Here is a 25489-nt window from a genome sequence, read left to right on the forward strand (position 1 = left end):
AAAGCGGCTTTTGGCGATCCCCTCAAGCCGGCCATTGGTGACACTTTTCGCGAGTGAGTAATGACTATCGGCAGATCACCACTGATCCCATCCATCGCAGCTCTTTTGTTTGCTCTGTCGGCACCCACCCTGGCGGACAGCATCAAGCGTATTGTGCATCCGGATGGGACCGTCGAGTACACCAACGTAAAGAGTGCAAGCCAGCCCCGGGCATCCACCGGCAACGATACGGTCTACCGTTATACCAATGACGACGGTGTCGTCGCTTACAGCAGCGTCCAGCCTGCCAGTGCGGAGTTCGAAGTTATCCGGTTCCACTGCTACGCCTGCGACCCGGAGTCCAGCGTAGACTGGCGCAAAACACCGCTTTTCACCAAACCATACCACTCCGAGATCCAGACCGCGGCACAAGAATACGGCGTGGATCCCGCGCTCGTGCGCGCGGTTATCCACGCGGAGTCCGCTTTCAATGAAAAAGCCCTTTCTCCGGTGGGCGCACAAGGGCTGATGCAACTGATGCCGGGTACGGCTGAAGAGCTGGGAGTGCGTAATGCGCTGGCTGCCGCCGAGAATATCCGTGGCGGCGTCCATTATCTGGCCAAGATGCTTGACCGATTCAATGGAGACATCCGGTTGGCCACCGCCGCCTACAACGCCGGCCCCGGCGCCGTCAGCCGATACCGGGGCGTGCCGCCCTACGCCGAAACAAAGGCCTATGTTGAAAGGGTTGGCATCCTTCACGAGCGTTACGCTGCGTTGTAACAGGGCCAGACGACTGCGGTTTCACCATTCTCTGAAAACAGCCGCGCCCGGTATCAGGGCAAACTGATACCGGGCGCGGCTGTAACGGATTGCCTCCGCTTATTCGGAAGCGGCAATCAGGCTGGCGTTGCCGCCCGCTGCGGTCGTATCGACACACAGGTGACGCTCGATCACGTACCGCTGATCCAGTGTGTGCTCGGTAATCAGTGGCAGCAACGCACCGTCACGCTTCGCCAGCGCCTCACGGTATTCCTTGAGCAGCGACTGAACACCACAGCTAACCACCGCTTCGAAACCGTCGACCGTCGCGAGAGCGTCAGGCTCCAGAAGACCCTCTGCGCCAGTGATCGGCAACCCGGCCTTGGCAGCCTTGTCGACCGTATCCTGAGTACCCGGCGCAATCACCACCACTTTGTTGCCCTGGGACAACGCTGTGCCGGCCTGCTCCAGGGCGGTTTCCTTATCCGGTCCCAGGCAGAGCACAACGCCACGGGCATGGTTGGACAGACGGTTGGTCTCGCCTGTTGGCCCCGGCAACTCCTCCACATGAGCGTCCAGAGGCGCTGGAACGTCCCCGAAAATGGGCTTGAGTGCTTCCATACGGGCTTCTGGCTTCGGCGAGTTCAGTTTGTCCAACTGGCCGATCAGCTTCTGCAGCTGCTTGGCATCCACCTTCTTCGCGCTGGAATCCGCTTCCCGCTCGACCGTTTCACCTTTCAGGAAACGACGAACATACTGTGGACCGCCAGCCTTAGGCCCGGTGCCCGAGAGGCCTTCACCACCGAAAGGCTGGGAGCCCACGATTGCGCCGATCTGGTTTCGGTTCACATAGGTGTTACCCACCTTGATACGGCTGGTAATACGCTCAACCCGCCGATCAACACGGCTGTGGATACCAAAGGTCAAGCCGTAGCCCTTCGCGTTGATGTCATCCACCACCTTGTCGATGTTTTTCGCGTCGAACGTGGCCACATGCAGTACCGGGCCGAAGATTTCCTCTTCAAGCTCTTCGATACCGCTAACGCTGAGAACCGCCGGCGAAACAAACAACCCTTTCTCGGGGACCTTCAGCTTCTTCAGGAGCTTGCCATTGCGCTCGAATTTCTCGCAATGATCAACGATCTTCTTGCGGGCGTTTTCATCGATCACCGGCCCCACATCGGTGGACAGCAGCCAGGGATCACCGATGCCCAATTCTTCCATGGCGCCATACAGCATTTCCAGAAGACCGTCAGCAATGTCTTTCTGCACATAGAGCATGCGCAGGGCAGAACAGCGTTGGCCGGCGCTCTGGAAAGAAGAGGCGAGCACATCGCGAACCACCTGCTCTGGAAGTGCCGTGGAATCCACAATCATGGCGTTCAGGCCGCCAGTTTCTGCCACCAGCGGCGCATCTGGCGCCATATTTTCGGTCATTACCTTGTTGATGCGCTGAGCGGTGGCGGTAGAGCCGGTGAAGCAGACGCCACTAACACGTGAATCGGAGGTCAGTGCGGCACCCACGGTTGCACCTGTGCCCGGCAGCAGCTGAATGGCATCGGTCGGGATGCCCGCCTGATGCATCAGCTCGACCGCCCGAAACGCAAGCAAGGAGGTCTGTTCAGCGGGTTTGGCAACGACCGTATTTCCGGCTGCGAGGTTCGCCAGGATCTGGCCGGTGAAAATCGCCAGCGGGAAGTTCCACGGCGAGATACAACACATCACACCGCGGGCGTCGCCGCTGTCCTTGTAACGGATAGCCTCGTTGGCGTAATACTGGGCAAAATCCACCGCCTCACGGATTTCGGCAACGGCGTCCAGCAGAGACTTGCCCGCTTCACGGGTGGTCAGTGCAAACAGCTCGTCGACATTCTCCTCGTAAAGGTCGCCAACCTTGCGAACGCAAGCTGCGCGCTCTTCAGCGGACTTCTGGGACCAGCTCTTGAAAGCGGCCGCGGCGGCAGTAATCGCGGTGTCCACGTCAGCGTCGGAAGCCTGGGTAACATGCCCCACCAGATCGTCCGGGTCAGCGGGATTTCGCACCACTTGTACCTCTGTGCCTGCCACTTCACCAGATATCAGCGGGCCGCCCTTCCAGCGATAGTCTTTGTAGGCTCCGCGGCCTTTCTCGATTTCGTTGACCGTGACCGGGTCGGTAATGTCCCAGCCCTTGGAGTTACGGCGTTGCTCACCAAACAGCTTGAAGGGATGCACGATCGCCTTGCTGGAAATGTTATTTCCCATCTGTTCAACGCTGACAATCGGATCCTTGGCGATCTCCTCAGGCGTAATGCTGGTGTCCACAATCTGATTGACGAAAGAGCTGTTAGCGCCGTTCTCCAGCAGGCGACGCACCAGGTATGCCAGCAGATCCTTGTGTGGGCCAACAGGCGCATAGATGCGACAGGGCACGCCACTGACCTTCAGAACTTCATTGTGCAGGGATTCACCCATGCCGTGCAGACGCTGGAACTCATAATTGTCGACACCTTTGGTCTTCGCCATCTCCAGAATGGCGGATACCGAATGGGCGTTGTGGGTGGCGAACTGCGGATAAATCCGGTTCGTCATGTTCAACAGTTTGGTGGCGCAGGACAGGAACGACACGTCGCTACAGGCCTTGCGAGTGAACACGGGGAAGCCGTCCAGGCCCATTACCTGGGCACGTTTGATCTCGGCATCCCAGTAGGCGCCTTTCACCAGCCGTACCATGAACTTGCGATCGTATTTTTCAGCCAGACCGTAGAGCCAGTCGATAACGAACGATGAACGCTTGCCGTAGGCCTGGACCACCACGCCAAAGCCGTCCCAGTTGGCAAGCTCGGGGTCTGCAACCAGTGCTTCGATCACATCAAGGGAAAGATCCAGACGATCCTGCTCCTCCGCGTCAATGTTGAAGCCCATATTGGCGGCGGCTGCCTTTTTGACCAACTCGCGGGCCCGGGGCAGCAGTTCGTTCATCACCCGCTCTTTGTTGCCGTATTCGTAGCGGGCCAGCAGGGCAGAGAGCTTTACAGAGATGCCGGGGTTCTTGCGGACATCGCCCTTACTCGCCTTGGCAATACTATCGATGGCATTGGAATAGGAGTCGTAATAACGCTTGGCGTCATCATCCGTACGGGCAGCCTCGCCCAGCATGTCGTAGGAATAGGTATAGCCCTTCGCCATGTACTCTTTGGCTTCGTCCTGGGCTTCATCGATATCACGGCCCAGCACAAACTGACGCCCCATCTCTTTCATGGCCTGGCCGGCAACGGTACGGATGACCGGCTCGCCAAAGCGTTTGAGCAGCTTGCGCAGGGTTTCTCCCACGGTATTGCGCTCCGAGTCCTTCAGCAGGTTGCTGGTCATCAGGAGGGCGACCGTGGCCGTGTTGATAAGGCCAGACGACGCCTTGCCCACATGGGCAGCCCATGCGCCGGAGGTGATCTTGTCCTCGATCAGTTCATGAATGGTCGTGTTGTCAGGCACCCGCAACAGCGCCTCTGCCAGGCACATCAGGGCCACGCCTTCCTTGGTGGTCAGGCCATACTCCGCCAGGAATTTCTCCATGATGGTGGACTTGGCATTCTTGCGAACACTGCGCACCAGTTCGGCCGCACGAGCAGAAATGGCGTCGCGCTCTGCCTGGGACAACTGGGCACCCGCAATCATCTCGTGGATCACCTTGTGCTCGTCAGCGAGATAATAATCACGAATCGCCTGCCGGCTATCGACAAGCTCGGGCGTCTGTGATTGCTGCGGTCTCATAGTTGTACCCTCTTAGTTGTTTGTCTCTCCGGCATTCTACCGAGATCAACAAAGACAATTTCTCTATAAAATGCAGGCAGGCACGCCATTACGTCTTTTTTAGCTCATCAGAATTTAATAAATTTCTCCGAAAATCGTAATCTACGGTCACTTTGCCTGCTCTCATACTGCTATGCGGCTTTCAACGCCAACTCTCTGAGGACTCCGTGAGCCACCGAGAAAACAGCACAATCCACCTCGTTACTGGCCTGCATGTCGCTCAGCATCCTCTCCCAACGGCCCAGCAACCTGCGTTTGTCCTCGCGCCAGGCCTCAAGACGCTTTTCAGGCGTTCCCTCACCTGTCACGGGCTCCGACAACACACTGAATGTGAGGTTCCGCAACTGATGATCCAACTCGTCCCTGAAATGAATGGTCGCCAGCACCTGCCAATGACCACTCGCCCGGAACGCACGCATCTGACGGTCCAGCCAGGTCAGATTCAGGCTCTCACCGAGGCTGAAGTAGACCCAGGCCACAGACTCCAGGTCCTGGCCCAACTGGCGGGCGATTTCGATCATATCCATCAGCCAGTAACGGCTTTCTGCGGACGCGCACCAGGCTGACAGATCCTCCGGAACCTTCCGCTCACAGTATTCAGCATAGCGTTCATGCCAGCGACTTGCAGGAATCACCGATTCGAGACGGCTTTTCGAGGCCAGAACATCGGCCAGTGGCGCCCGATAGTGATCAATGCAGGAAACCGGGTCCAAGGCCTGTCGGCGGTTCTGCAACAGCCAGCTTGTGCTCCGGGTGACCAGCCGGATGGCGTCGGCAAACAATTCCGCCTGAACACCGGCGCTGATTTTCCCATCCAGTGATTCTATGGCCTCCCAGTGGGCGTCTACGTCATGGATTCGCAGGGAGATCAAATAGGCAGAGGCAATGCGACCAGCATCTGCCCCTGTCGCACTGCGGATACGGTCGAACCAGGTGATGCCCATGCGATTCACCATGTCGTTGGCAATCTGTGTCGCCGAGATTTCGGCCCGCAGGGGATGGGCCTCGACGGCTTCAGGGAAGGCAGCCAGCAAGGAGGACGGGAAAGCCGAGTGCAGAGCAGAGTTAAACCGCGCGTCATGCACGATAGGAGAAGCAACCAGCGCCTGTTTGAGCTCAATTTTGGCGTACGACACCAGGACCGCCAGCTCCGGCCGGGTCAGGCCCGCCCCTCGATCCCGGCGAGCCTGCATCTCTTCGTCGGAAGGCAGAAATTCGAGACCGCGGTCAAGCTTGCCCTCGGCTTCCAGCCGTCGCATCAGCCGCTCGTACTGGTCTGCAGTGGCAACCGCAGGATTCCGGGCCAGGCTGAGCGCCATGGCCTGCCGGTAGTTGTTCCGCAACACCAGCTCTGCGACTTCCGGAGTCATGGCCCTGAGCATTCCGTTGCGCTCGGGGAGCGACATCAATTGCCGATGCACCAGATCATTGAGCAGAATCTTGATGTTAACTTCGTGGTCTGAGCAATCGACACCGCCGGCGTTGTCAATAAAGTCACTGTTGGCCGAGCCACCGCGCCGGGCGAAGTCGATCCGCGCCCTCTGGGTAACCCCCAGATTGCCGCCCTCCCCCAGCACCTTGCAGCGCAGCTCGGTACTGTCGATGCGCAGAGCGTCATTGGTCTTGTCGCCCACGTCTTCGTGGGACTCCGAGGGCGATTTTACATAGGTGCCAATGCCACCATTCCACAGCATGTCCACGGGCGCTTTCAGCAGGGCGCTGATCAGGTCCGCTGGCGACAGGGTCCGGGCCTTTATGCCCAGCACCTTTCGCATCTGCGCTGACACCGGAATAGACTTCGCGGAACGCGAGAACACTCCGCCGCCGTCGCTGATCAACCCGGTATCATAATCGGCCCAGGATGAGCCGGGCAGGCTGAAGAGTCGCTGTCGCTCACGAAATGACGCAGCGGCATCCGGACTCGGGTCCACAAAAATGTGCTGGTGGTTGAACGCGCCGACCAGGCGAATGCGGTCCGAGAGCAGCATGCCGTTGCCAAACACATCGCCTCCCATGTCGCCGATACCAACCACGGTGAATTCCTCCGCCTGGGTATCCGTGCCTTTTTCCAGGAAATGCCGTTTTACCGACTCCCAGGCGCCCCGGGCGGTGATGCCCATTTTTTTGTGGTCATAACCCTCACTGCCGCCAGAGGCAAACGCATCCCCCAGCCAGAAGCGGTACTCCGCCGCCAGTGTGTTGGCGATATCGGAAAACGTGGCCGTGCCTTTGTCAGCGGCCACCACAAGGTAGGTATCATCGCCGTCGTATCGAACCACATTGCTCGGGGGCACCACCTCTCCGTCATCGAGATTATCTGTAATATCCAGCAGCCCTCTTATAAAAGTCTGATAGCAGGCGACCCCCTCTTCCCGCAAAGCCTCACGCGAGCCGTCCCGTGGCGGTTGCTTTACCACGAAACCACCCTTGGCGCCTGCGGGAACGATCACCGAGTTCTTGACCTGCTGGGCTTTCACCAGACCAAGAATCTCGGTGCGGTAGTCCTCAATCCGGTCAGACCAACGGAGCCCGCCCCTGGCCACCGGCCCGGAGCGCAGGTGCACACCTTCAATCCGGGGCGAGTAGACGAAGATCTCGAATTTCGGCGTCGGGCGCGGAATATCGGGAATAGACGACGGATCCAGCTTGAGCGACAGGTAGGACGGGTACCCGCCGTCTTCCCGAACCTGAAAGTAGTTGGTTCGAAGTGTTGCCCGGATGATCATAAAAAAGCGCCGGAGAATCCGATCGTCGTCCAGGCTTGCCACGGCTTCCAGGGAATCCCGAAGCTCTGTTTCCAGCTTTTCGACCTTTCCCTTTCGTCCTTTGATATTGGGCTCGAAACGACTGAAGAAGAAAGCAACGAGTCGTGAGGTGATGTCCGGATGACGGGCCAGGGTTTCCGCAATGAAAGGTTGACTGAACCCGAACCGAAGCTGCTTGATGTAACGAGCATAAGCCCTGATCAGCGCCACTTCACGCCAGCCGAGGCCACACAACATGATCAGCTGGTTAAAGTCATCGTTTTCGGCAAAGCCATTCCAGATTTCCCGGAACGCCGACTGGATCAACGGCCTGGCAGTACCCAGATCGGCCGCCCGGCAGCGATCGTGGAGCTCCACAGTAAAATCACTGACCCCGAAGGTTTCGCCGTCCCGGCGACGGACCCGGTAGGGATGCTCACCCAAAACCCGCATTCCCAGGTTTTCCAGAATCGGGATAACATCTGAAAGAACAACCGGCTGACCTTCGCTGTAAAGCTTGAAATGAAATCCCGTCTCGGCCGGGTCGCGGGGCTGGTAAAACCGCATGGGCACATCGGTACTGACTGCAATCGACTGGATCTGCTCAATATCGGCAAGGGCCTCCAAAACCGGAAACCGGGCCCGATAGGCCGAGGGAAATCCACCACTGAATACCTGGGCATAGCGCCCGCCAACGGAATCGCCGTATCTCCGAACCAGTTCACCATGCAAGTCGTCGTCCCAGGATCGGGACTCCTCCATCATCCGGGCAACGATCTCCCGCAGCTCAAGGGAATCGTCGCTCTCAGATGTCTGACTCTCGAGGACATCGGCAAGCTGTTCCAGCAGGGTTTGTTTTTGTAATGCGCGGGAATCGGTCATCGAAACTCTCCGGTCTTTTTAGACGTTCAAACTGGGCTGATGCATACAACAGTATACGCAAGCCCGGAAAGTCGCTTTGACCATATAGTTTCGAAATAGAGGAATTTCGATTATATTTGCCAGATGATTTAGCCGTTAATCCAGCCTGGAACCGACAACATGGCCGAATTGGATCGAATAGACCAATCCATTATCCGCGAGTTGCAGAAGAACTCCCGCATCACGGTAACCGAACTTGCATCCCGGGTGGGCCTTTCCAAAACCCCCTGCCAGGTGCGGATGCGCCGGCTTGAAGAACATGGATTCATAACCGGGTATACGGCGCTGGTAAACCAGACCAAACTGGGCCTCAGCCATATTGCCTTTGCCCAGGTCACTTTGAATGACACCAGCAGCGGCGCTCTCTCAGCCTTCAACAAGGCCGTCCAGAATGTCTCGGCGGTGGAGCAATGCCACATGATTGCCGGCAACTTCGATTATCTGTTGAAAGTCAGGACCCGCAACATGCAGGAATACCGGCAGGTTCTGGGGGAGGAGATTTCGGCCCTGCCCCATGTGCTGCAAACCAGCACCTTCGTGGTTATGGAAAACGTCAAGGACGCCGGATTGTAAGACCACTCCCTCACACTCCGGGGCCGGTTGTCACTCGGATTGCTCGTACTTGGGCTTGTAACCGCTTGCATCCACCCGGGCCCTGTCAGGCTCGGCTTCCGCCAACGGCTGAACTTCCTCAAGGCTGGCGAGGGACCGGAGCGTCAATCGCTGGTATTCCTCAGTCCCCTTCTTCTTCCAGGCAATTTCCTTGTCACTGAGCATCCGCATCACCTTGGCGGGGGAGCCAACGATCAGCGAGCCTGGCTCACAGGTAAATTTTGCCTTTACGAAGGCGCAGGCGCCCACGATGGAACGGGGGGCAATGTGGGCCTCATCCATCACCACCGCATTCATTCCCACCATGGCATCTTCGCCGACAATGCAGCCGTGAAGAATCGCGCCGTGACCGACATGACCATTCTTTTCAACGACAGTGTCCATTCCAGGAAAGGCATGCATCACGCAAGTGTCCTGAACATTGGAGCCCTGCTTGAGAACGATCCGTCCGAAATCGGCACGTAACGAAGCCGCCGGACCCACGTAGCAATCCGGCCCAATCCAGACATCGCCGATCAGAACAGCCGTGGGATGCACATAGGCGGACGGGTGAACAACAGGCACAACGCCTTCTATACTGTAACTGGGCATAGGGATCTCCTCGTTAGCCGGGTCCTGCAGCGAACCGCTATACAACGGCCTGAAATGTGGGACCCGAAACGTCATTGTGATTCATTTTCTGTATCACATTATCCTTTTCCGGAAGTTTTTTCATAGCCTGGCAGCGGTTTCAGCGGCCCAATTTGCCGCCATTCTTCGACCAACGTCAGACCAGACATAACTTTTCATCGATTTTTCAAAGACGTAGAAACGGCAGACGATCACACCCGACCAAAGTGATACAAAACCTAGCCAGCACAATCCTTGACGAGTATCAATTCTAAGATATACTCATTTTCCACAATCGATAGCACCGTGCCGATCCGAGACACCTTTCACGCTATTTCCTACAACAAACAACAGGACAACAACGCCATGACTCAGCCGAGCATTCTTCTTGAAATCGATCAGGGCGTGGCTCTGCTTACCCTGAACCGTCCGGACAACCTGAACAGTTTCAATGTCGAAATGCACGAACGCATGCGCGAGGCCATCAGCACCGTGCGCAAGGATGAGTCTGTCCGTGTACTGGTCATCACCGGCTCCGGCCGGGGCTTTTGTGCGGGGCAGGACCTTTCCGATCGCAGCGTCTCACCGGATCAGGAAATGCCGGATCTGGGCGCTTCCCTGGAAAACTACTACAACCCGCTGATGCGCAGCCTCCGGGATCTACCGATGCCCGTACTCTGTGCCGTGAACGGTGTGGCGGCCGGAGCCGGCGCCAATATCGCCCTGGCCTGCGATATTACCCTCGCAGCCCGCTCTGCCAATTTCGTTCAGGCTTTCTGCAAGCTGGGGCTGGTGCCCGATTCTGGCGGCACCTGGACCCTACCCCGCGTGGCCGGAATGGCCCGGGCCAAGGGAATGGCATTGCTGGGTGACAAGATCAGCGCCGAACAGGCCGAAAGCTGGGGCATGATCTGGCGCTGTGTCGATAACGAGCAGCTCATGGAAGAAACCATGAAACTTGCCCGTCATTTCGCAACCCAACCCACCAAGGGCCTTGCACTGATCAAACGGGCACTGCACGCCAGCGCCAGCAACACCTTTGAAGAGCAGATCAATCTGGAGCGCGATCTTCAGCGCATGGCCGGGCAGACCGAGGACTACCGCGAAGGCGTTGCCGCCTTCATGGAAAAACGCACGCCGAACTTCAAGGGGAAATAAGCCATGCCGGCACTGGATACCCAAACCAAAGTTGCCGTCGTCGGCGCCGGAGCCATGGGCTCTGGCATTGCCCAGGTGGCCGCACAGGCTGGCCACCAGGTTTACCTGCACGATCAGAGAGAGGGCGCGGCGGAAGCCGGCCGTGACGGTATTGCCAAACAGCTTCAGCGCCGTGTCGACAAGGGCAAGATGCAGCAGCAAGAGCTGGACGCGGTTATTGGCCGAATTCACCCGGTTGCAAACCTGGATGATGTCGCCGATGCCGGGCTGGTGATCGAGGCCATCATCGAGGATCTCCAGATCAAGCGTCAGCTGCTGGCAAACCTCGAGAACCTGTGTGCCGGGGATGCGATCCTCGCCACCAATACCTCCTCCATCTCTGTGACCGCCCTCGGCGCTCAAATGAACAAACCCGAGCGCCTGGTAGGCATGCACTTCTTCAACCCGGCGCCCCTCATGGCCCTGGTAGAAGTCGTCAAGGGGCTGGCGACCAGCCAGGCCGTCGCCGATACCGTTCATGCCACGGCAACCGCCTGGGGCAAGAAACCGGTGTACGCGACCTCGACTCCCGGCTTTATCGTGAACCGCGTGGCCCGCCCGTTTTACGCGGAAAGCCTGCGCCTGCTGCAGGAACAGGCCACCGACGCCGCCACGCTGGATGCCATTATCCGCGAAGCCGGCCAGTTCCGGATGGGTGCCTTTGAGCTGACCGACCTCATCGGCCATGACGTCAACTACGCCGTGACCAACTCGGTCTTCAACTCCTATTATCAAGACCCGCGCTTTCTGCCGTCGCTGATCCAGAAAGAACTGGTGGAAGCCGGCCGTCTGGGTCGCAAGAGCGGCCAGGGTTTCTACCCCTATGGCGAGGGCGCCGAAAAGCCCCAGCCAAAGACACAGCCGGCACAGCAATCGGATGAGTCCGTGGTTATTGCCGAAGGCAATCCCGGCGTGGCCGCTCCGCTGTTGGAACGCCTCAAAGCTGCCGGCCTGACGGTTGTCGAGCGCGACGGTCCGGGACAGATTCGTTTTGGCGATGCGGTACTGGCACTCACCGACGGCCGAATGGCTACGGAGCGCGCTGCCAGCGATGGCGTTTCCAATCTGGTGCTGTTTGATCTGGCCTTCGACTACAGCCAAGCCTCCAGGCTTGCCCTGGCGCCAGCCGACCAGGCTTCCGAGGCGGCAGTTTCCTGCGCCTGTGCTTTACTGCAGAAAGCGGGTATTGCCGTCAGCCTCATTGCCGATCGTCCCGGCCTGGTGATCATGCGCACCGTTGCCATGTTGGCCAACGAAGCCGCCGATGCGGCCCTTCACGGTGTGGCAACCGTCGCGGATATCGATCTGGCCATGAAAGCCGGCCTGAACTATCCCGAAGGCCCCCTGAGCTGGAGCGACCGGCTTGGTGCGGGGCACGTCTTCAAGGTGCTCACCAACATCCAGAACAGCTACGCAGAAGACCGCTATCGCCCTGCCCTGCTGCTCCGGAAGAACGCATTTGCACAGAAGGGGTTTTATTCATGAGCGAGATGGATCCACAAGTACTCGCCGAAGAATGCGCCAAGGCCATGTTCGCGCGGGACCGCGCCAGCCAGAAGCTGGGCATGAACATTGAGTCTGTCGCCCCGGGCAAGGCGGTCATCACCATGACCGTGACAGAGGATATGATCCAGGGCCACGGCTCCTGCCATGGCGGCTACCTGTTTACCCTGGCCGATTCCGCGTTTGCCTTTGCCTGTAACAGCTACGACCGGGCCACCGTTGCCTCCGGTTGCAGCATTGATTACATGTACGGCGCCAAAGAGGGCGACCGGCTCACCGCCACCGCCGAAGAGCAGGCCCGCGGCGGCCGCACCGGCGTTTACGACATCACATTAACCAATCAGGATGGCCGCAAGGTTGCCCTGTTCCGGGGCCGTTCCTACGAGGTTCGTGGCACCGTACGCAATTCGGAGGAAACTGCATGAGCACCGACAACACCCTTAAAGACGCCTACATCGTCGATGCCATCCGCACCCCCATCGGTCGTTACGGCGGTGCTCTCTCCGCTGTGCGTGCAGATGACCTGGGCGCCATTCCCCTCAAGGCACTGACTGAACGCCATCCGGACCTGGACTGGTCGAAAGTCGATGACGTTCTTTATGGCTGCGCCAACCAGGCCGGTGAAGACAATCGCGACGTTGCCCGTATGTCCCTGCTGCTGGCAGGCCTGCCGGTAGACGTCCCGGGCAGCACCATCAACCGTCTGTGCGGTTCCGGCATGGATGCAGTCGGCAGTGCCGCCCGGGCCATCCGCACCGGCGAAACCCAACTGATGATTGCCGGCGGCGTTGAGTCCATGTCACGAGCCCCCTTTGTGATGGGCAAGGCCGAGTCTGCATTCAGCCGCAAGGCGGAGATTTTCGATACCACCATCGGCTGGCGCTTCGTGAATCCGCTACTGAAAAAGCAGTACGGCATTGATTCCATGCCAGAGACGGCCGAGAACGTCGCGGCCGATTTCGGCATCTCCCGGGAAGATCAGGACGCCTTCGCCCTCCGCAGCCAGCAGCGCACTGCCGCTGCCCAGAAGGAAGGCCGGCTGGCGGCCGAAATCACGCCGGTGACCATCCCCCGCCGCAAGCAGGATCCACTGGTTGTGGATACCGATGAGCATCCTCGTGAAACCAGTCTGGAAAAGCTGGCCTCGCTGCCGACCCCGTTCCGTGAAAACGGCACGGTCACGGCCGGCAATGCGTCGGGCGTGAATGACGGCGCCTGCGCACTGCTCCTGGCCGGAGCCGATGCCCTCAAGCAGTACAACCTAAAACCCCGTGCCCGGATTGTTGCCATGTCAACCGCAGGCGTTGAGCCGCGGATCATGGGCTTCGGCCCGGCGCCGGCGACCCGAAAGGTTCTCGCCACAGCAGGTCTGGAACTGGCGGATATGGATGTGATTGAGTTGAACGAAGCCTTCGCAGCCCAGGCCCTGGCGGTAACTCGCGACCTCGGTCTGCCGGATGATGCTGAGCACGTTAACCCGAACGGTGGCGCCATTGCCCTGGGGCACCCCCTGGGTATGAGCGGAGCCCGGTTGGTGACCACCGCCCTGAACGAACTGGAACGCCGCCACGCTGCGGGCCAGAAAGCCCGGTACGCCCTGTGCACCATGTGCATCGGCGTTGGCCAGGGCATTGCCCTGATCATTGAGCGGACAGATGCGGTGGCCTGAGGCTATCGCTCAGAACAGAACAAAACCATTACTCGACAAGAACAACGCAGGACAGAATCATGACCTTACCACTGCAAAAACTTGGCAAACTTGACCGCATGGAAACCGCCAGCATTGATGAGCTGCGCCATGAGCAGCTGCAGCGCCTGCGCTGGAGTGTTGTTCATGCCTACACCAACGTGCCCTTCTATCGCAAAGCCTTTGATGACATCGGCCTGAAGCCGATGGACATCAATTCCCTGGAAGATCTGGCCAAGGTGCCGTTCACCACCAAGGCGGACCTGAGGGACAACTACCCGTTCGGCATGTTTGCAACGCCCATGTCCGACGTGGTCCGGGTTCACGCCTCCAGTGGTACCACCGGCAAGCCAACCGTCGTTGGCTACACCCAGAGTGACATCAACACCTGGGCAGATATCGTGGCCCGCTCCATCCGGGCCGGTGGCGGCTCCCGGGGCGACAAGGTCCACGTGGCCTACGGCTACGGCCTGTTCACCGGTGGTCTTGGTGCCCACTACGGTGCCGAGCGTCTGGGCTGCACGGTTATTCCGATGTCGGGCGGGCAGACCGAGAAGCAGGTCCAGCTGATCAAGGATTTCGAGCCGGACATCATCATGGTCACACCGTCCTACATGCTGAACATTGCCGACGAAATGGAGCGTCAGGGCATCGATCCCCATAAACTGCCCCTGCGCCTTGGCATTTTCGGGGCAGAGCCCTGGACCAACGCCATGCGCAGCGAGATTGAGGAGCGTCTTGGTATCGAGGCACTGGATATCTATGGCCTGTCGGAAGTCATGGGTCCGGGCGTGGGCATGGAGTGCATTGAAACGAAAGATGGCCCCACGATCTGGGAAGATCACTTCTATCCGGAGATCATCAACCCGGATACCGGTGAAGTGCTGCCGGATGGCGAGTACGGGGAATTGGTGTTTACCTCACTGACCAAGGTGGCACTACCGATTCTGCGCTACCGCACCCGGGATCTCACCCGCCTGCTGCCTGGCACCGCACGTCCGATGCGTCGGATCGACAAGATTACAGGCCGCAGTGACGACATGCTGATCATCCGCGGTGTCAACGTATTCCCGAGCCAGATCGAGGAACAGGTCCTGAAGTGCGAGGCCCTGGCGCCGCACTACGAGATCGAGGTTTACAAGGATGGCAACCTGGACTGCGTGGACATCCGTGCCGAGCTGAAACCGGGCGCAACCGACACCCCCGAGAGTCGTGCAGCGGCAGCCAAGGAACTGGCCCATCACATCAAGTCCTACATCGGCATCAGCACCCGTGTCGAGGTGGTGGAAACCAATCGCCTGGCTCGCTCGGAAGGCAAAGCCAAACGCGTTTTTGACCGCCGTAACAAGTAAACCCGACCGATCAGCGGAGAGTCAGCCGGCAACGGATGCCTCTGACTCTCGCGCCTTTACCGACCTGCAAGCCCCGCAATCACCGATTTAAAATTGCTTTCCGTTCGATGATCTCAATAGCCTTTTCTCACGTATCACTTTTTTTGTTATTAAAATCAGCGCCATAGGATCACATAAGGAAGCTTTTAGATATAACATGACACACAAAGACAGTTCTTGATATTTATTCAGTATCATATAATATGGAGTCATTGGCCTTCAGTTGTTACTGAGGGATCTCTGTTCACGGATAACAGAACAACAAGCCCGATCCGGAGGTAATTGTTTATGTACGCCCAGCTCGTTGAAACCGGCGCCAAGCGCCTGAAGACCAAAGAAGAGATGTCGCCCGAAGAGCGCGAATTTCAGGAAAAGGTCGACGCCGAAACCAAGATCGAACCCAAGAACTGGATGCCGGAAGGCTACCGGAAGACCCTGATTCGCCAGATTTCCCAGCACGCCCACTCCGAAGTGGTTGGCATGCTGCCGGAAGGCAACTGGGTAACCCGCGCGCCCACGCTCAAGCGCAAACTCCAGTTGATGGCCAAGATTCAGGACGAAGCGGGCCACGGCCTGTACCTGTACAGCGCCATGGAAACCCTGGGCGCTGACCGTGACGAAGAGATCGAGAAGCTGCACCAGGGCAAAGCCAAGTACTCCAGTATCTTCAACTACCCGACCCTGAACTGGGCGGATATGGGTGCCGTTGGCTGGCTGGTGGATGGCGCTGCCATCGTGAACCAGGTGGTGCTGCAGCGTACCTCTTATGGCCCCTACTCCCGCGCCATGATCCGCATCTGCAAGGAAGAGAGCTTCCACCAGCGCCAGGGTTACCAGATCCTGCTGGACATGATGCGTGAAGGCACCGAGGAGCAGAAAGCCATGGTGCAGGACGCTATCAACCGCTTGTGGTGGCCGGCCCTGATGATGTTCGGCCCGCACGATGACGAGTCGCCGAACTCCCAGCAGTCCATGGCATGGAAAATCAAGCGCAAGAGCAACGACGAACTGCGTCAGATGTTCATCGACCAGACCGTGCCCCAGCTCGAGTTCCTTGGCTGCACCGCACCGGATCCGGACCTGAAGTGGAACGAAGAAACCGGCCACTACGATTTCGGTGAAATCAACTGGCAGGAGTTCTACGACGTTCTCAAGGGCAACGGTCCGTGTAATCGCGAGCGCATCAAAACTCGCAAGAACGCAATTGACGAAGGCGCCTGGGTCCGTGAAGCGGCCGTCGCCTACGCCGAAAAACAAAAACAGCGCGCGCAAGCCGCCTGATACCGGAGGAATACAACATGTCTGAATGGCGCCTTTACGAAGTCTTTGTACGGTCCAAGCACGGTCTGAACCATAAACACGTAGGCAGCGTGCATGCCGCAGACGCCGAGATGGCCATGGAAAACGCCCGTGACCTTTATACACGCCGTAACGAAGGCGTGAGCATCTGGGTAGTTCCCTCCGACGCTATCACGGCCTCCGCATCCGATGAGAAGGAAGTACTCTTCGATCCGTCGGAAGACAAGGTTTACCGGCACGCTTCTTTCTACAAGCTGCCCGATGAAGTCGGACACATGTAAGGAGCAGTACCCATGACACAAGCAGAAGCATTAAAGGAATACCTGCTGCGCCTGGCAGATTCCGACATGATCCTGGGTCAGCGCCTGTGCGAACTTTGCGGCAAGGCTCCGGCACTCGAGGAAGAGATGGCACTGATGAACGTTGCCCTCGACCTCGTTGGCCAGGCCCGCAACTGGTACGAGTACGCAGCCGAGCTGATTAATGATGGCCGGGATGCCGACAAACTGGCATTCCGCCGCGATGCGCATGAATATCGCAACCTGTTGATGACCGAGCAGCCCAACGAGGATTACGCCGTCACCATGGGCCGTCAGTTCTTCTTCGACGTGTACCACTACTTCACGCTCAAGAGCCTGACCGAATCCAGCGACGAGCGTATTGCCGGCATTGCCGCCAAGGCCCTGAAAGAGGCGACCTATCACTTGCGTCGCTCCTCGGAGTGGGTAAAGCGTCTGGGCGATGGCACCGAAGAAAGCCACCGCCGCATGCAGGATGCTGTCGATATCCTGTGGCGTTTTACCGGTGAGCTAATCACTCCGGACGACACGGATCGGGTGATAGCCGAGGCCGGCATTGGCCCAGACCCTGACCAGCTGGCCAAAGACTGGCGCGGCATGGTCAACGAGGTGCTCACCCAGGCAACCCTGACGCCGGGCGCAGAAGACGCCTGGATGTACATGGGTGGCAAGCACGGCGAGCACACCGAACACCTTGGTTTCATTCTGGCAGAAATGCAGTTCCTGCAGAGGGCCTATCCCGATGCCACAACATGGTGATACAGACAACCGGTCAGCCGTCGATATTCTGATAGCCAGTGATCGGGTGCCGGCAAATGCCCGCCCCGACCTGCTGACAGAGGACGACATCTGGGCACTGCTTGAAGAGGTCAAAGACCCTGAAGTGCCGGCAGTCAGTGTCGTGGAGCTCGGCATTGTCCGGGCGGTCCACTGGGACGGCAAAGAGCTGTCCGTTGATGTGACCCCGACCTACTCCGGTTGCCCAGCCACCGAATTGATTGAGGAACTGATTGCAGAGGCCCTGCGCGCTGCAGGCTTTCGGGATCCGAAAATCAAACAGGTGCTGACCCCTGCCTGGACCACCGACTGGATAACAGACGAAGGCAAAGAGAAGCTTCGGGCATTCGGCATCGCGCCGCCTGAAGGCAGCTCCAGCAAAATGAGCCTATTGGGGGAGCCGGAGGTCATCGCCTGCCCCCACTGCGGCAGCAAGGACACCGAACGGGTCAGCGAGTTCGGGTCCACCGCCTGCAAGGCCCTTTACCGTTGCAAGGAATGCCTCGAGCCCTTCGACTATTTCAAATGCATCTAGAGCCGATACGATCATGAACAAATTCTACTCACTGACCCTCAAAGAGGTCAGACCTGAAACAAGAAACGCCGTATCACTTGCTTTTGACGTGCCGGAAGATCTGGCAGACAAGTTCCATTACCAACAGGGCCAGCACCTGATCGTGCGGACCAAGCTTGATGGCGAGGAAGTTCGTCGTTCCTACTCGATCTGCCGTAGCGTCAACGATCAGGAACTGCGCATTGCCGTCAAACAGGTTCCCGGCGGTCGCTTCTCCACATTTGCCAACGAGCAGCTGAAGCCCGGTCAGACCCTGGAAGTCATGCCTCCCCAGGGCCATTTCTCCATCGATCTGGACCCGGAGCGTGAAGGCAACTACCTGGCCGTTGCCGCCGGCAGTGGCATCACCCCGATCCTGTCGATCGTGAAGACCACCCTGGAGACCGAGCCAAAAAGCGAGGTCACCCTGTTCTACGGCAACAAGGCCACCAGCAGCACCATGTTCCGTGATGAGCTTCAGGACCTGAAGAACGAGTACATGTCCCGCCTGAACCTGGTGTACATCTTCACCCGCGAAGAGCAGGACATTGATCTGTACAACGGCCGCATCGATCACGAGAAGTGCGACAAACTGTTCGACCACTGGATTAACGCCAAAGAACTGACCGCGGCCTTCATCTGTGGCCCACAGCTGATGACCGAGACCGTTCGGGATTCACTGCTGAACCACGGCATGGAAAAAAGCAAGATTCACTTTGAACTGTTCACCCCGGCTGGCGGCGTACCCCAGGCCCGGAAAGACAGGGATCCTGCCCACGTAGACCCCCAGTCGATCAGTGAAGTGACCGTCATCGCGGATGGCCGCTCCCTGACCTTCCCGCTGGTGCGCGACACCAAGAGCATCCTCGATGCAGGCAACGAAGAAGGCGCCGATCTGCCGTATTCGTGCAAAGCCGGCGTCTGCTCCACCTGCCGCGCCAAGGTGGTTGAAGGCGAAGTGGAGATGGACCAGAACTTTGCTCTGGAAGACTACGAGGTGGAAGCCGGTTACGTGCTTTCCTGCCAGTGCTACCCGATCAGCGACAAGGTGGTTCTGGACTACGACGAGATGTAGTTTCCGCCCCCAAAACAAGATACGAGCAAGGCAAGTCCCGCAGCAGCGGGGCTTGCCTTCGCGTTTCAGAAACGAATGGAGTTTCCCATGTCAGTCCTGAAAAGTTTCATTGCCGGCCAATGGGTCGGAGAAAAACCCGCCAAGGCTCTGCCCAGCGCGGTGAATGGCGAGATCGTTGCCCACACCCACGACGACACCCTCGATTTCAAGAACGCCGTTGAGTATGGCCGCAAGGTTGGCGGCAAGAACCTGATGGCGATGGATTTCCAGGAGCGTGCCCTGGCCCTGAAGGCCATGGCCCTGTACCTCCAGGAACACAAGAAAGAACTCTACGCCCTGTCGATGCATACCGGTTCCACCAAAGGTGATAACGGCATCGATATTGATGGCGGCTTCGGCACCCTGTTCTCCTACGCCAGCATGGGCCGGCGCGAGCTGCCGTCCGGCAATGTTGTTCACGAGGGTCCGGTGACACCTCTTGGCAAGAACAACCACTTTGCAGGCACCCATATCCTGGTGCCCCGTGGTGGCGTGGCGGTTCACATTGATGCCTACAACTTCCCGGTGTGGGGCATGCTGGAAAAGTTTGCACCCACGTTCCTCGCGGGTATGCCATCTATCGTGAAGCCGGCCACTTCTACCTGCTATGTAACCGAACTGGCCGTTCGCCTGATGCACGAATCCGGCGCGCTTCCCGAGGGCAGCCTGCAGCTGATCATCGGCAGCACCGGCGACCTGTTTGACCACCTGGAAGAGCAGGATGTGGTGACGTTCACCGGCTCTGCCGCCACCGCGCGCAAGCTTCGCAACCACCCGAACATTATCAACCGCTCGATTCCGTTCAACGCCGAGGCGGATTCCCTGAACAGCGCGATCCTCGCTCCGGACGTGACCCCCGAGCACGAAGAATTCGATGTCTTCGTGAAGGAAGTGGGCCGCGAGATGACGGCCAAGGCCGGCCAGAAATGTACCGCCATCCGTCGTATCCTGGTGCCGAAAGATCAGGTGGACGCAGTCTGCGACAAGCTCAGAGAGCGACTGGCGAAGGTTACCGTCGGCGACCCTTCCGTGGAAGGCGTCCGTATGGGCGCACTGGCCTCCATCGACCAGCTGGAAGATGTCAAAGCCAATATCCAGGAACTGCTCAAGACCAGTGAGCTGGTTGTCGGTGGCGAAGGCACCTTCAAGCCGACCGGCGATGGCACCGAGAAAGGCGCTTTCATCGAGCCCCACCTGTTGCTATGCCGCAACCCGGAAAACGGCTGTGGCGCTCATGATATTGAGGCGTTCGGCCCCGTGGCCACGGTGATTCCTTACGACACCATCGAGGATGCGGTTGACTTGTGCGCCAAGGGCCGCGGCTCTCTGGTCACCACCCTGACCACCCGTGATCCGGCCATTGCCGGCAGAATCGCTCCGTTGCTCGCAGCCTTCCACGGCCGTTTGCATCTGCTGGACGCCGAAGCCGCGAAAGAATCTACAGGCCACGGCTCTCCCCTGCCCATGCTCAAGCATGGAGGCCCCGGGCGCGCCGGTGGTGGTGAGGAACTGGGTGGCATCCGTGCGGTACACCATTACCTCCAGCGCACCGCCATCCAGGGCTCCCCGAGCATGCTGGCCGCGGTCACCCGCGAATATGTGCGTGGTGCAGACGTCATCGAAACCCAGGTGCATCCGTTCCGTCGCCACTTCGAAGACCTGCAGATCAACGAGTCCCTGCTGACGCATCGACGCACGGTGACCGAAGCCGACATCGTCAACTTCGGTTGCCTGTCCGGCGATCACTTCTACATGCACTTTGATGAAATTGCAGCGCGGGATTCCCAGTTCGGCAAGCGCATCGCCCATGGCTACTTCGTACTGTCGGCCGCGGCCGGGCTGTTTGTCGACCCGGGCGAAGGTCCGGTTCTGGCGAACTACGGCCTGGACACTCTGCGGTTTATCGAGCCCGTTGCCCCGGGAGACACCATCCGGGCGCGGCTGACCTGCAAGCGCAAGATCGATCAGGGTCGGACATCCCCCGACGGCCACCCCCAGGGTGTGGTGGTATGGGACGTCCAGGTTCACAACCAGAACGACGAGCTGGTTGCGAGCTACGACATCCTGACACTGGTTGCCAAGAAGCCCGAGTAACACCGGGCTTCCCTGCTTTCTCCCTGTCCTGGACCCCAGGGAGGAAGCGTCAGGCAAATAAAAGGGGGACAGGTCGCAAGACCTGTCCCCCTTTTATTGGCGCTTTGAAAACTCAAGGCAATTACATGCCCAGGTAAGCCTCCCGAACCTTCTCATTGCTGAGCAGCTCACGGCCAGTGCCTTCGATCACCACCTTGCCGGTCTCCAGCACATAGCCGCGATCTGCCAGCGCCAGCGCCTGGGACGCATTCTGCTCTACCAGGAAGATGGTAATGCCTTCCTGCTTGAGCTCCTTGACGATGTTGAAGATTTCCTCAACGATCAGAGGCGCCAGGCCCATGCTGGGCTCGTCCAGAAGCAGCAGCCTTGGCTTGGCCATGAGAGCACGCCCCATCGCCAGCATCTGCTGCTGACCGCCAGAGAGTTCACCCGCGAGGTTGTGACGTTTCTGCCGAAGGATCGGGAACTTGGTGTACATACGCTCCAGATCGTCGTTCACTTCCGCACTCCTGCCCCGGGTATAGGCGCCAAGCAGCAGGTTGTCATGAACACTCAGATCCTTGAACACCTGTCGGCCTTCCGGCACCTGGACAATACCACTGGCCACACGCTGATCCGCACCAACCCTGGACAGATCCTTACCCTCAAAGGCGATGGTGCCGCGATCGGTGGGTTGCAGCCCGGAGATGGTCATCAGCAGCGTGGATTTGCCCGCGCCGTTAGCGCCCACAAGCGACACGATCTCGCCACTGTTGATGTGGATATCCACATCATGCAGAACTTCAATCTGGCCATAGGACGTCACCAGCCCCTTGATGGCCAGCATTTCCTGTTTGGCATGGGGCGCCGTCACGCGGTCTGCATGCTTCAGACCCAGTCCACCGAATTTCTCCGGGGTGTAGCTGACAATCTGGTGCCGCAGTTCCCGGAATTCTTCCCGAACGCGTTCACCGAACAGGGGATCATTTTCCACATCCCGCGCTTCAATAATCTGCTGCCAGTCTTCCTCGGTCAGGAGTTTTCGGGCCCGCGGAATCACCACGCCCTCTTCCTTGCGAATGTGCTTGCGCAGGGCTTCTGTGAAACGTGCAAGCGCGTGACTGAATTCCTCGCGACCCCTGGGCCAGCCTTCCTCGCACTCAGCCAATAAGTCGCGCAACTCCACCAGCTTTTCATGGCCGATGACATAGCCCTTGGCCAGCTTTTCCAGCAGCGGGGCTGTCTCGGGGGATTTCTCACCCAGGCGCTTATACAGCTCGATATCCGTCGGTGTGCTATGCACTCTTTGGGAAAAGTGCTGAATGTAATCAAAAATAGTGGTCAACAGCCGCTCATCCGGCCGCTGATCATTGAGATTCATATCGCTCAGAAGCTGATCCAGCAGATCCAGGATCCGCCACAGCGCCTGGTGCTCCCGAACAATAATTCTGACGGCCTGCTCACTGCGTGACTGGGCAGGCGCCATTTCAGTGTGTTGCTCGCTCATGTGAAATGTCTCCTTGCTCAGCCACCCAGGTAGGCGGCGATAACATCCGGGTTCTGGCGGATTTCCTCGGGGGTTCCCTCAGCCAGAACACGGCCGTAGTTAAGCACCAGCAACCGGTCGGATATACCCATTACCAGTTTCATGTCGTGCTCTACCAGCATTACCGTGGTGCCCTGATCCGCAATTTTCCGGATCAGCTCTTCCAGGGCAGCGGTCTCGACCGCATTCAGGCCGGCGGCAGGCTCATCCAGGAGAATAACCTTGGGCTCGGCCGCCAGCGCCCGGGCAATTTCCAGTCGCTTGAGCGCACCATAGGACATGGCGGACGCTTCAGCATCCAGATAGTCACCACAGCCAACGTACTCCATCAGCTCAGCAGCACGCTTACGAGCCGCCGTTTCATCGCGACGCAGGGATGGCAAACGGAACAGCGTGGTAAACAGAGTGCTCTTCAGCTGCAGGTGACGGCCCAGCATCACGTTCTCGATGGCCGTCATGTTCATGCAGATCTGCATCTGCTGGAACGTCCGGCACATACCCCGCTCCGCCAGATCGTTGGGCTGCAGTCGAGCGGTGCTTTCACCGTTCAGAAAAACCTCGCCTTTGGTTGGCGTATAAAGCCCGGTAATCAGGTTGAACAGGGTTGTCTTGCCGGCACCATTCGGTCCGATAACCGAGTAAACCTGCCCTGCTTCCACTGAGAAGCTGACACCTTCCACCGCATGGACACCACCAAAGGCTTTATCCAGCCCCTTTACTTCAACCAGTGCTGTCATGCCTCACCTCCCGCTTTCTTGCGCATTTTCCGGGATACAAAGGCGGTAAACGTAGGCAGCAGCCCCTTGGGCATGAAAATCATGGTGAGCATAAGGATCAGACCAAACATTACGTGTTCCAGCTCCTGGAAATCCGCCAGAACCTGCGGCAACAGCTTGAGTACCACGGCGCCAAGAATCACACCGAAGGTAGACCCCATGCCGCCCAGGACAACCATGGTTATAAAGAGAATGGAAAACTCGAAGCTTGCCACCGAAGGCGTGATAAAGCCCTGGAAATGAGCGTAGAGACTCCCCATCAAACTGGCATAGATGGCGGAGATTACGAACACCAGGCTTTTGTATTTTGCGGTGTTAACGCCAACCACACTGGCAGCCACTTCCGAACCATGAACCGAGCGCAGCGCGCGACCGATGGGTGATTCGATAAGATTCAGGGCAAACCAGACGGCGATCAAAAGCACGACACTGGCAAACATGTACCAGGCCTCAAAACCTTCGATCTCGATACCAAACAGAGAGTATCGACCAAAGGCACTCAGCTCCCAGCCAAATACCTCAAAGGCAGGAACCGGCATCCCGTCGGGCCCCCCTGTGAGACCACGCTCATTATTGATGATAATCGCAATAATGAACCCGACAGCGAGCGTTGCCATGGACAGGTAATGCCCCTTCAGGCGCAGGATCGGGCGCCCGACAATCCAGGCAATGGCTCCGACAAGAATGGCGCCCACCAGGAGGGCCGGTAACGATGACCAGCCATAGGTGCCTGTTGCGATACCCGTGAAGTAGGCACCCAGGCCAAAGAAACCCGCATGCCCCAGGCTGATCTGGCCGGCATAACCCACCAGAAGATTCAGGCCAACCACCGTCGCGGCGATAATCGCCATTTGGGTCACCAGCTCATAATGAAACGAGTTGGTCAGGAAGGCTGGCAGGATGATCAGAATGATTGCAAGGACCATCAGGCCCCGGAGACGCGACTGCATAAATCGATTCAACATCAGACACGCTCCACGACTTTGGCGCCGAAGAGCCCGCGGGGCATGAAGAAAAGCACCAGCAGGATCATGGAAAACGCCACCGCGTCCTTGTAATCGGAAGAGATATAACCGGCCGCCATGGCCTCAACAATGCCAAGGGCGAGACCACCGACAACAGCGCCTACACCACTGCCAAGCCCTCCGATCGCCGCAGCAACGAAGCCCTTCAGACCAAGAATGATACCGATGTCATAGGAAGTGAACGTGATCGGCGCAACGACTATACCGGCAACCGAGCCCAGCAGTGCGGACACCATAAACGCCAGCATCAGTACCATCTGGGTGCGAATTCCTACCAGACGGGCGGCTTCCTTATTCATGGACGTCGCCAGAATTGCTTTGCCAATCAGGGTCTTGGTGAAGAAAAGGACGAGGGCCACCACCAGCACGGCACCAATACCCAGAACCCAGAGACTCTGGCTGTTCAGAACGGCACCAAATACCCGAATAGGCTGATCCGAACTGAAATTCTGCATCACGTGGTATTCCTTGCCCCAGATAACCTGGGCAATACCACGAATAAAGATGGACGCACCAATGGTAATTATGATCAGGGTCACCACATCGGCTTGCTTGGCAGGCGCTATGGCGAAACGCTGAAGGGCAACCCCCAGCACACCGGCGAGAACAATCGCCAGCACGACCGCAAACACCATGGGCACACCCATGGCCGTCAGGGAAACCGTCGCCATGCCACCAATCATCAGAAATTCGCCCTGGGCGAAGTTGATCACATGGCTGGCGTTATAAATCAGGGTAAAACCGAGGGCTATCAGAGCGTAGGTCGCACCGATCGTAATCCCGGTGAACAGGTACTGTAAGAATTCTGCGAGCATAGCGGTGGTTCCGGTCGA

20 protein-coding genes and 1 pseudogene are annotated in these 25489 nt (G+C 58.3%); 13 read left to right on the plus strand and 8 right to left on the minus strand.

What is annotated here, in order from left to right:
• Positions 1–60 precede the first annotated feature (60 nt).
• Positions 61–762: a lytic transglycosylase domain-containing protein gene (locus ACESMK_RS06640; protein WP_372996500.1), complete on the plus strand. Its 702-nt coding sequence runs from the start codon at positions 61–63 to the stop codon at positions 760–762.
• 99 nt (positions 763–861) lie between these two features.
• On the opposite strand, the gene putA is transcribed toward ACESMK_RS06640, so the two are convergent.
• Both putA and ACESMK_RS06650 read right to left on the minus strand, forming a co-directional pair.
• Positions 862–4491 (minus strand): bifunctional proline dehydrogenase/L-glutamate gamma-semialdehyde dehydrogenase PutA, encoded by a 3630-nt coding sequence (putA, locus tag ACESMK_RS06645; RefSeq protein ID WP_372996502.1) that lies wholly within the window; start codon positions 4489–4491, stop codon positions 862–864.
• Between the two features lie 170 nt (positions 4492–4661).
• Positions 4662–8156 carry an NAD-glutamate dehydrogenase gene (locus tag ACESMK_RS06650; RefSeq protein ID WP_372996504.1) on the minus strand — a complete coding sequence of 1165 codons (3495 nt, stop codon included), beginning with the start codon at positions 8154–8156 and terminating at the stop codon, positions 4662–4664.
• 159 nt (positions 8157–8315) lie between these two features.
• Between ACESMK_RS06650 and ACESMK_RS06655 the strand changes: the two genes are divergently transcribed.
• Complete coding sequence (locus ACESMK_RS06655; RefSeq protein ID WP_372996506.1) at positions 8316–8768, plus strand: Lrp/AsnC ligand binding domain-containing protein; 453 nt, start codon at positions 8316–8318, stop codon at positions 8766–8768.
• A 30-nt stretch (positions 8769–8798) separates the two neighbouring features.
• Here ACESMK_RS06655 and paaY read toward each other — a convergent pair whose 3' ends face one another.
• Complete coding sequence (gene paaY, locus ACESMK_RS06660; RefSeq protein WP_372996508.1) at positions 8799–9398, minus strand: phenylacetic acid degradation protein PaaY; 600 nt, start codon at positions 9396–9398, stop codon at positions 8799–8801.
• Positions 9399–9782: 384 nt separating this feature from the next.
• On the opposite strand from paaY, the gene paaG reads away from it, so the two are divergent.
• The 11 genes from paaG to paaZ all read left to right on the plus strand — a co-directional run bounded on the left by paaG (position 9783) and on the right by paaZ (position 21330).
• Positions 9783–10574 (plus strand): 2-(1,2-epoxy-1,2-dihydrophenyl)acetyl-CoA isomerase PaaG, encoded by a 792-nt coding sequence (paaG, locus tag ACESMK_RS06665; RefSeq protein ID WP_372996510.1) that lies wholly within the window; start codon positions 9783–9785, stop codon positions 10572–10574.
• A gap of 3 nt (positions 10575–10577) precedes the next feature.
• Positions 10578–12098 (plus strand): 3-hydroxyacyl-CoA dehydrogenase PaaH, encoded by a 1521-nt coding sequence (paaH, locus tag ACESMK_RS06670; protein WP_372996512.1) that lies wholly within the window; start codon positions 10578–10580, stop codon positions 12096–12098.
• Positions 12095–12541 (plus strand): hydroxyphenylacetyl-CoA thioesterase PaaI, encoded by a 447-nt coding sequence (paaI, locus tag ACESMK_RS06675; RefSeq protein WP_372996514.1) that lies wholly within the window; start codon positions 12095–12097, stop codon positions 12539–12541. Before paaH ends, paaI begins: the two co-directional genes overlap by 4 nt.
• Positions 12538–13785, plus strand: a complete 1248-nt coding sequence (gene pcaF / locus ACESMK_RS06680) for a 3-oxoadipyl-CoA thiolase (RefSeq protein ID WP_372996516.1) — start codon at positions 12538–12540, stop codon at positions 13783–13785. Before paaI ends, pcaF begins: the two co-directional genes overlap by 4 nt.
• A 59-nt stretch (positions 13786–13844) precedes the next feature.
• The gene (gene paaK, locus ACESMK_RS06685; protein ID WP_372996517.1) at positions 13845–15155 is read left to right on the plus strand and encodes a phenylacetate--CoA ligase PaaK; all 1311 of its coding nucleotides are present in this window, start codon (positions 13845–13847) and stop codon (positions 15153–15155) included.
• 327 nt (positions 15156–15482) lie between these two features.
• A complete protein-coding gene (gene paaA, locus ACESMK_RS06690) occupies positions 15483–16475 on the plus strand; it encodes a 1,2-phenylacetyl-CoA epoxidase subunit PaaA (protein ID WP_202347783.1) in 993 nt (330 codons plus the stop codon).
• Between the two features lie 17 nt (positions 16476–16492).
• Positions 16493–16774, plus strand: coding sequence for a 1,2-phenylacetyl-CoA epoxidase subunit PaaB (gene paaB, locus ACESMK_RS06695; protein WP_014577967.1), 282 nt, complete (start codon positions 16493–16495; stop codon positions 16772–16774).
• Between the two features lie 12 nt (positions 16775–16786).
• Positions 16787–17551: a 1,2-phenylacetyl-CoA epoxidase subunit PaaC gene (gene paaC / locus ACESMK_RS06700; protein WP_372996519.1), complete on the plus strand. Its 765-nt coding sequence runs from the start codon at positions 16787–16789 to the stop codon at positions 17549–17551.
• Positions 17535–18104, plus strand: coding sequence for a 1,2-phenylacetyl-CoA epoxidase subunit PaaD (paaD, locus tag ACESMK_RS06705; protein ID WP_372996521.1), 570 nt, complete (start codon positions 17535–17537; stop codon positions 18102–18104). The genes paaC and paaD overlap by 17 nt, the downstream gene beginning before the upstream one ends.
• A gap of 13 nt (positions 18105–18117) precedes the next feature.
• Complete coding sequence (gene paaE / locus ACESMK_RS06710; protein ID WP_064228180.1) at positions 18118–19197, plus strand: 1,2-phenylacetyl-CoA epoxidase subunit PaaE; 1080 nt, start codon at positions 18118–18120, stop codon at positions 19195–19197.
• 87 nt (positions 19198–19284) lie between these two features.
• Positions 19285–21330: a phenylacetic acid degradation bifunctional protein PaaZ gene (paaZ, locus tag ACESMK_RS06715; RefSeq protein WP_372996524.1), complete on the plus strand. Its 2046-nt coding sequence runs from the start codon at positions 19285–19287 to the stop codon at positions 21328–21330.
• Between the two features lie 121 nt (positions 21331–21451).
• Here the strand turns inward: paaZ and ACESMK_RS06720 are convergent, their stop codons facing one another.
• From ACESMK_RS06720 to ACESMK_RS06740, 5 genes and pseudogenes are all read right to left on the minus strand, one after another.
• Positions 21452–22156, minus strand: coding sequence for an ABC transporter ATP-binding protein (locus tag ACESMK_RS06720; RefSeq protein ID WP_372996715.1), 705 nt, complete (start codon positions 22154–22156; stop codon positions 21452–21454).
• Positions 22157–22366: 210 nt separating this feature from the next.
• Positions 22367–22816 (minus strand): annotated as a pseudogene (locus ACESMK_RS06725) (hemerythrin domain-containing protein); the annotation flags it as partial.
• A gap of 17 nt (positions 22817–22833) precedes the next feature.
• The gene (locus tag ACESMK_RS06730; RefSeq protein WP_372996526.1) at positions 22834–23592 is read right to left on the minus strand and encodes an ABC transporter ATP-binding protein; all 759 of its coding nucleotides are present in this window, start codon (positions 23590–23592) and stop codon (positions 22834–22836) included.
• Entirely contained in the window at positions 23589–24596 is a 1008-nt protein-coding gene (locus tag ACESMK_RS06735; protein WP_372996528.1) for a branched-chain amino acid ABC transporter permease, read from the minus strand. The genes ACESMK_RS06730 and ACESMK_RS06735 overlap by 4 nt, the downstream gene beginning before the upstream one ends.
• Positions 24596–25471, minus strand: a complete 876-nt coding sequence (locus ACESMK_RS06740) for a branched-chain amino acid ABC transporter permease (protein ID WP_372996530.1) — start codon at positions 25469–25471, stop codon at positions 24596–24598. The genes ACESMK_RS06735 and ACESMK_RS06740 overlap by 1 nt, the downstream gene beginning before the upstream one ends.
• Positions 25472–25489 lie beyond the last annotated feature (18 nt).

Source organism: Marinobacter sp., assembly GCF_041687235.1.
GTDB lineage: Bacteria > Pseudomonadota > Gammaproteobacteria > Pseudomonadales > Oleiphilaceae > Marinobacter.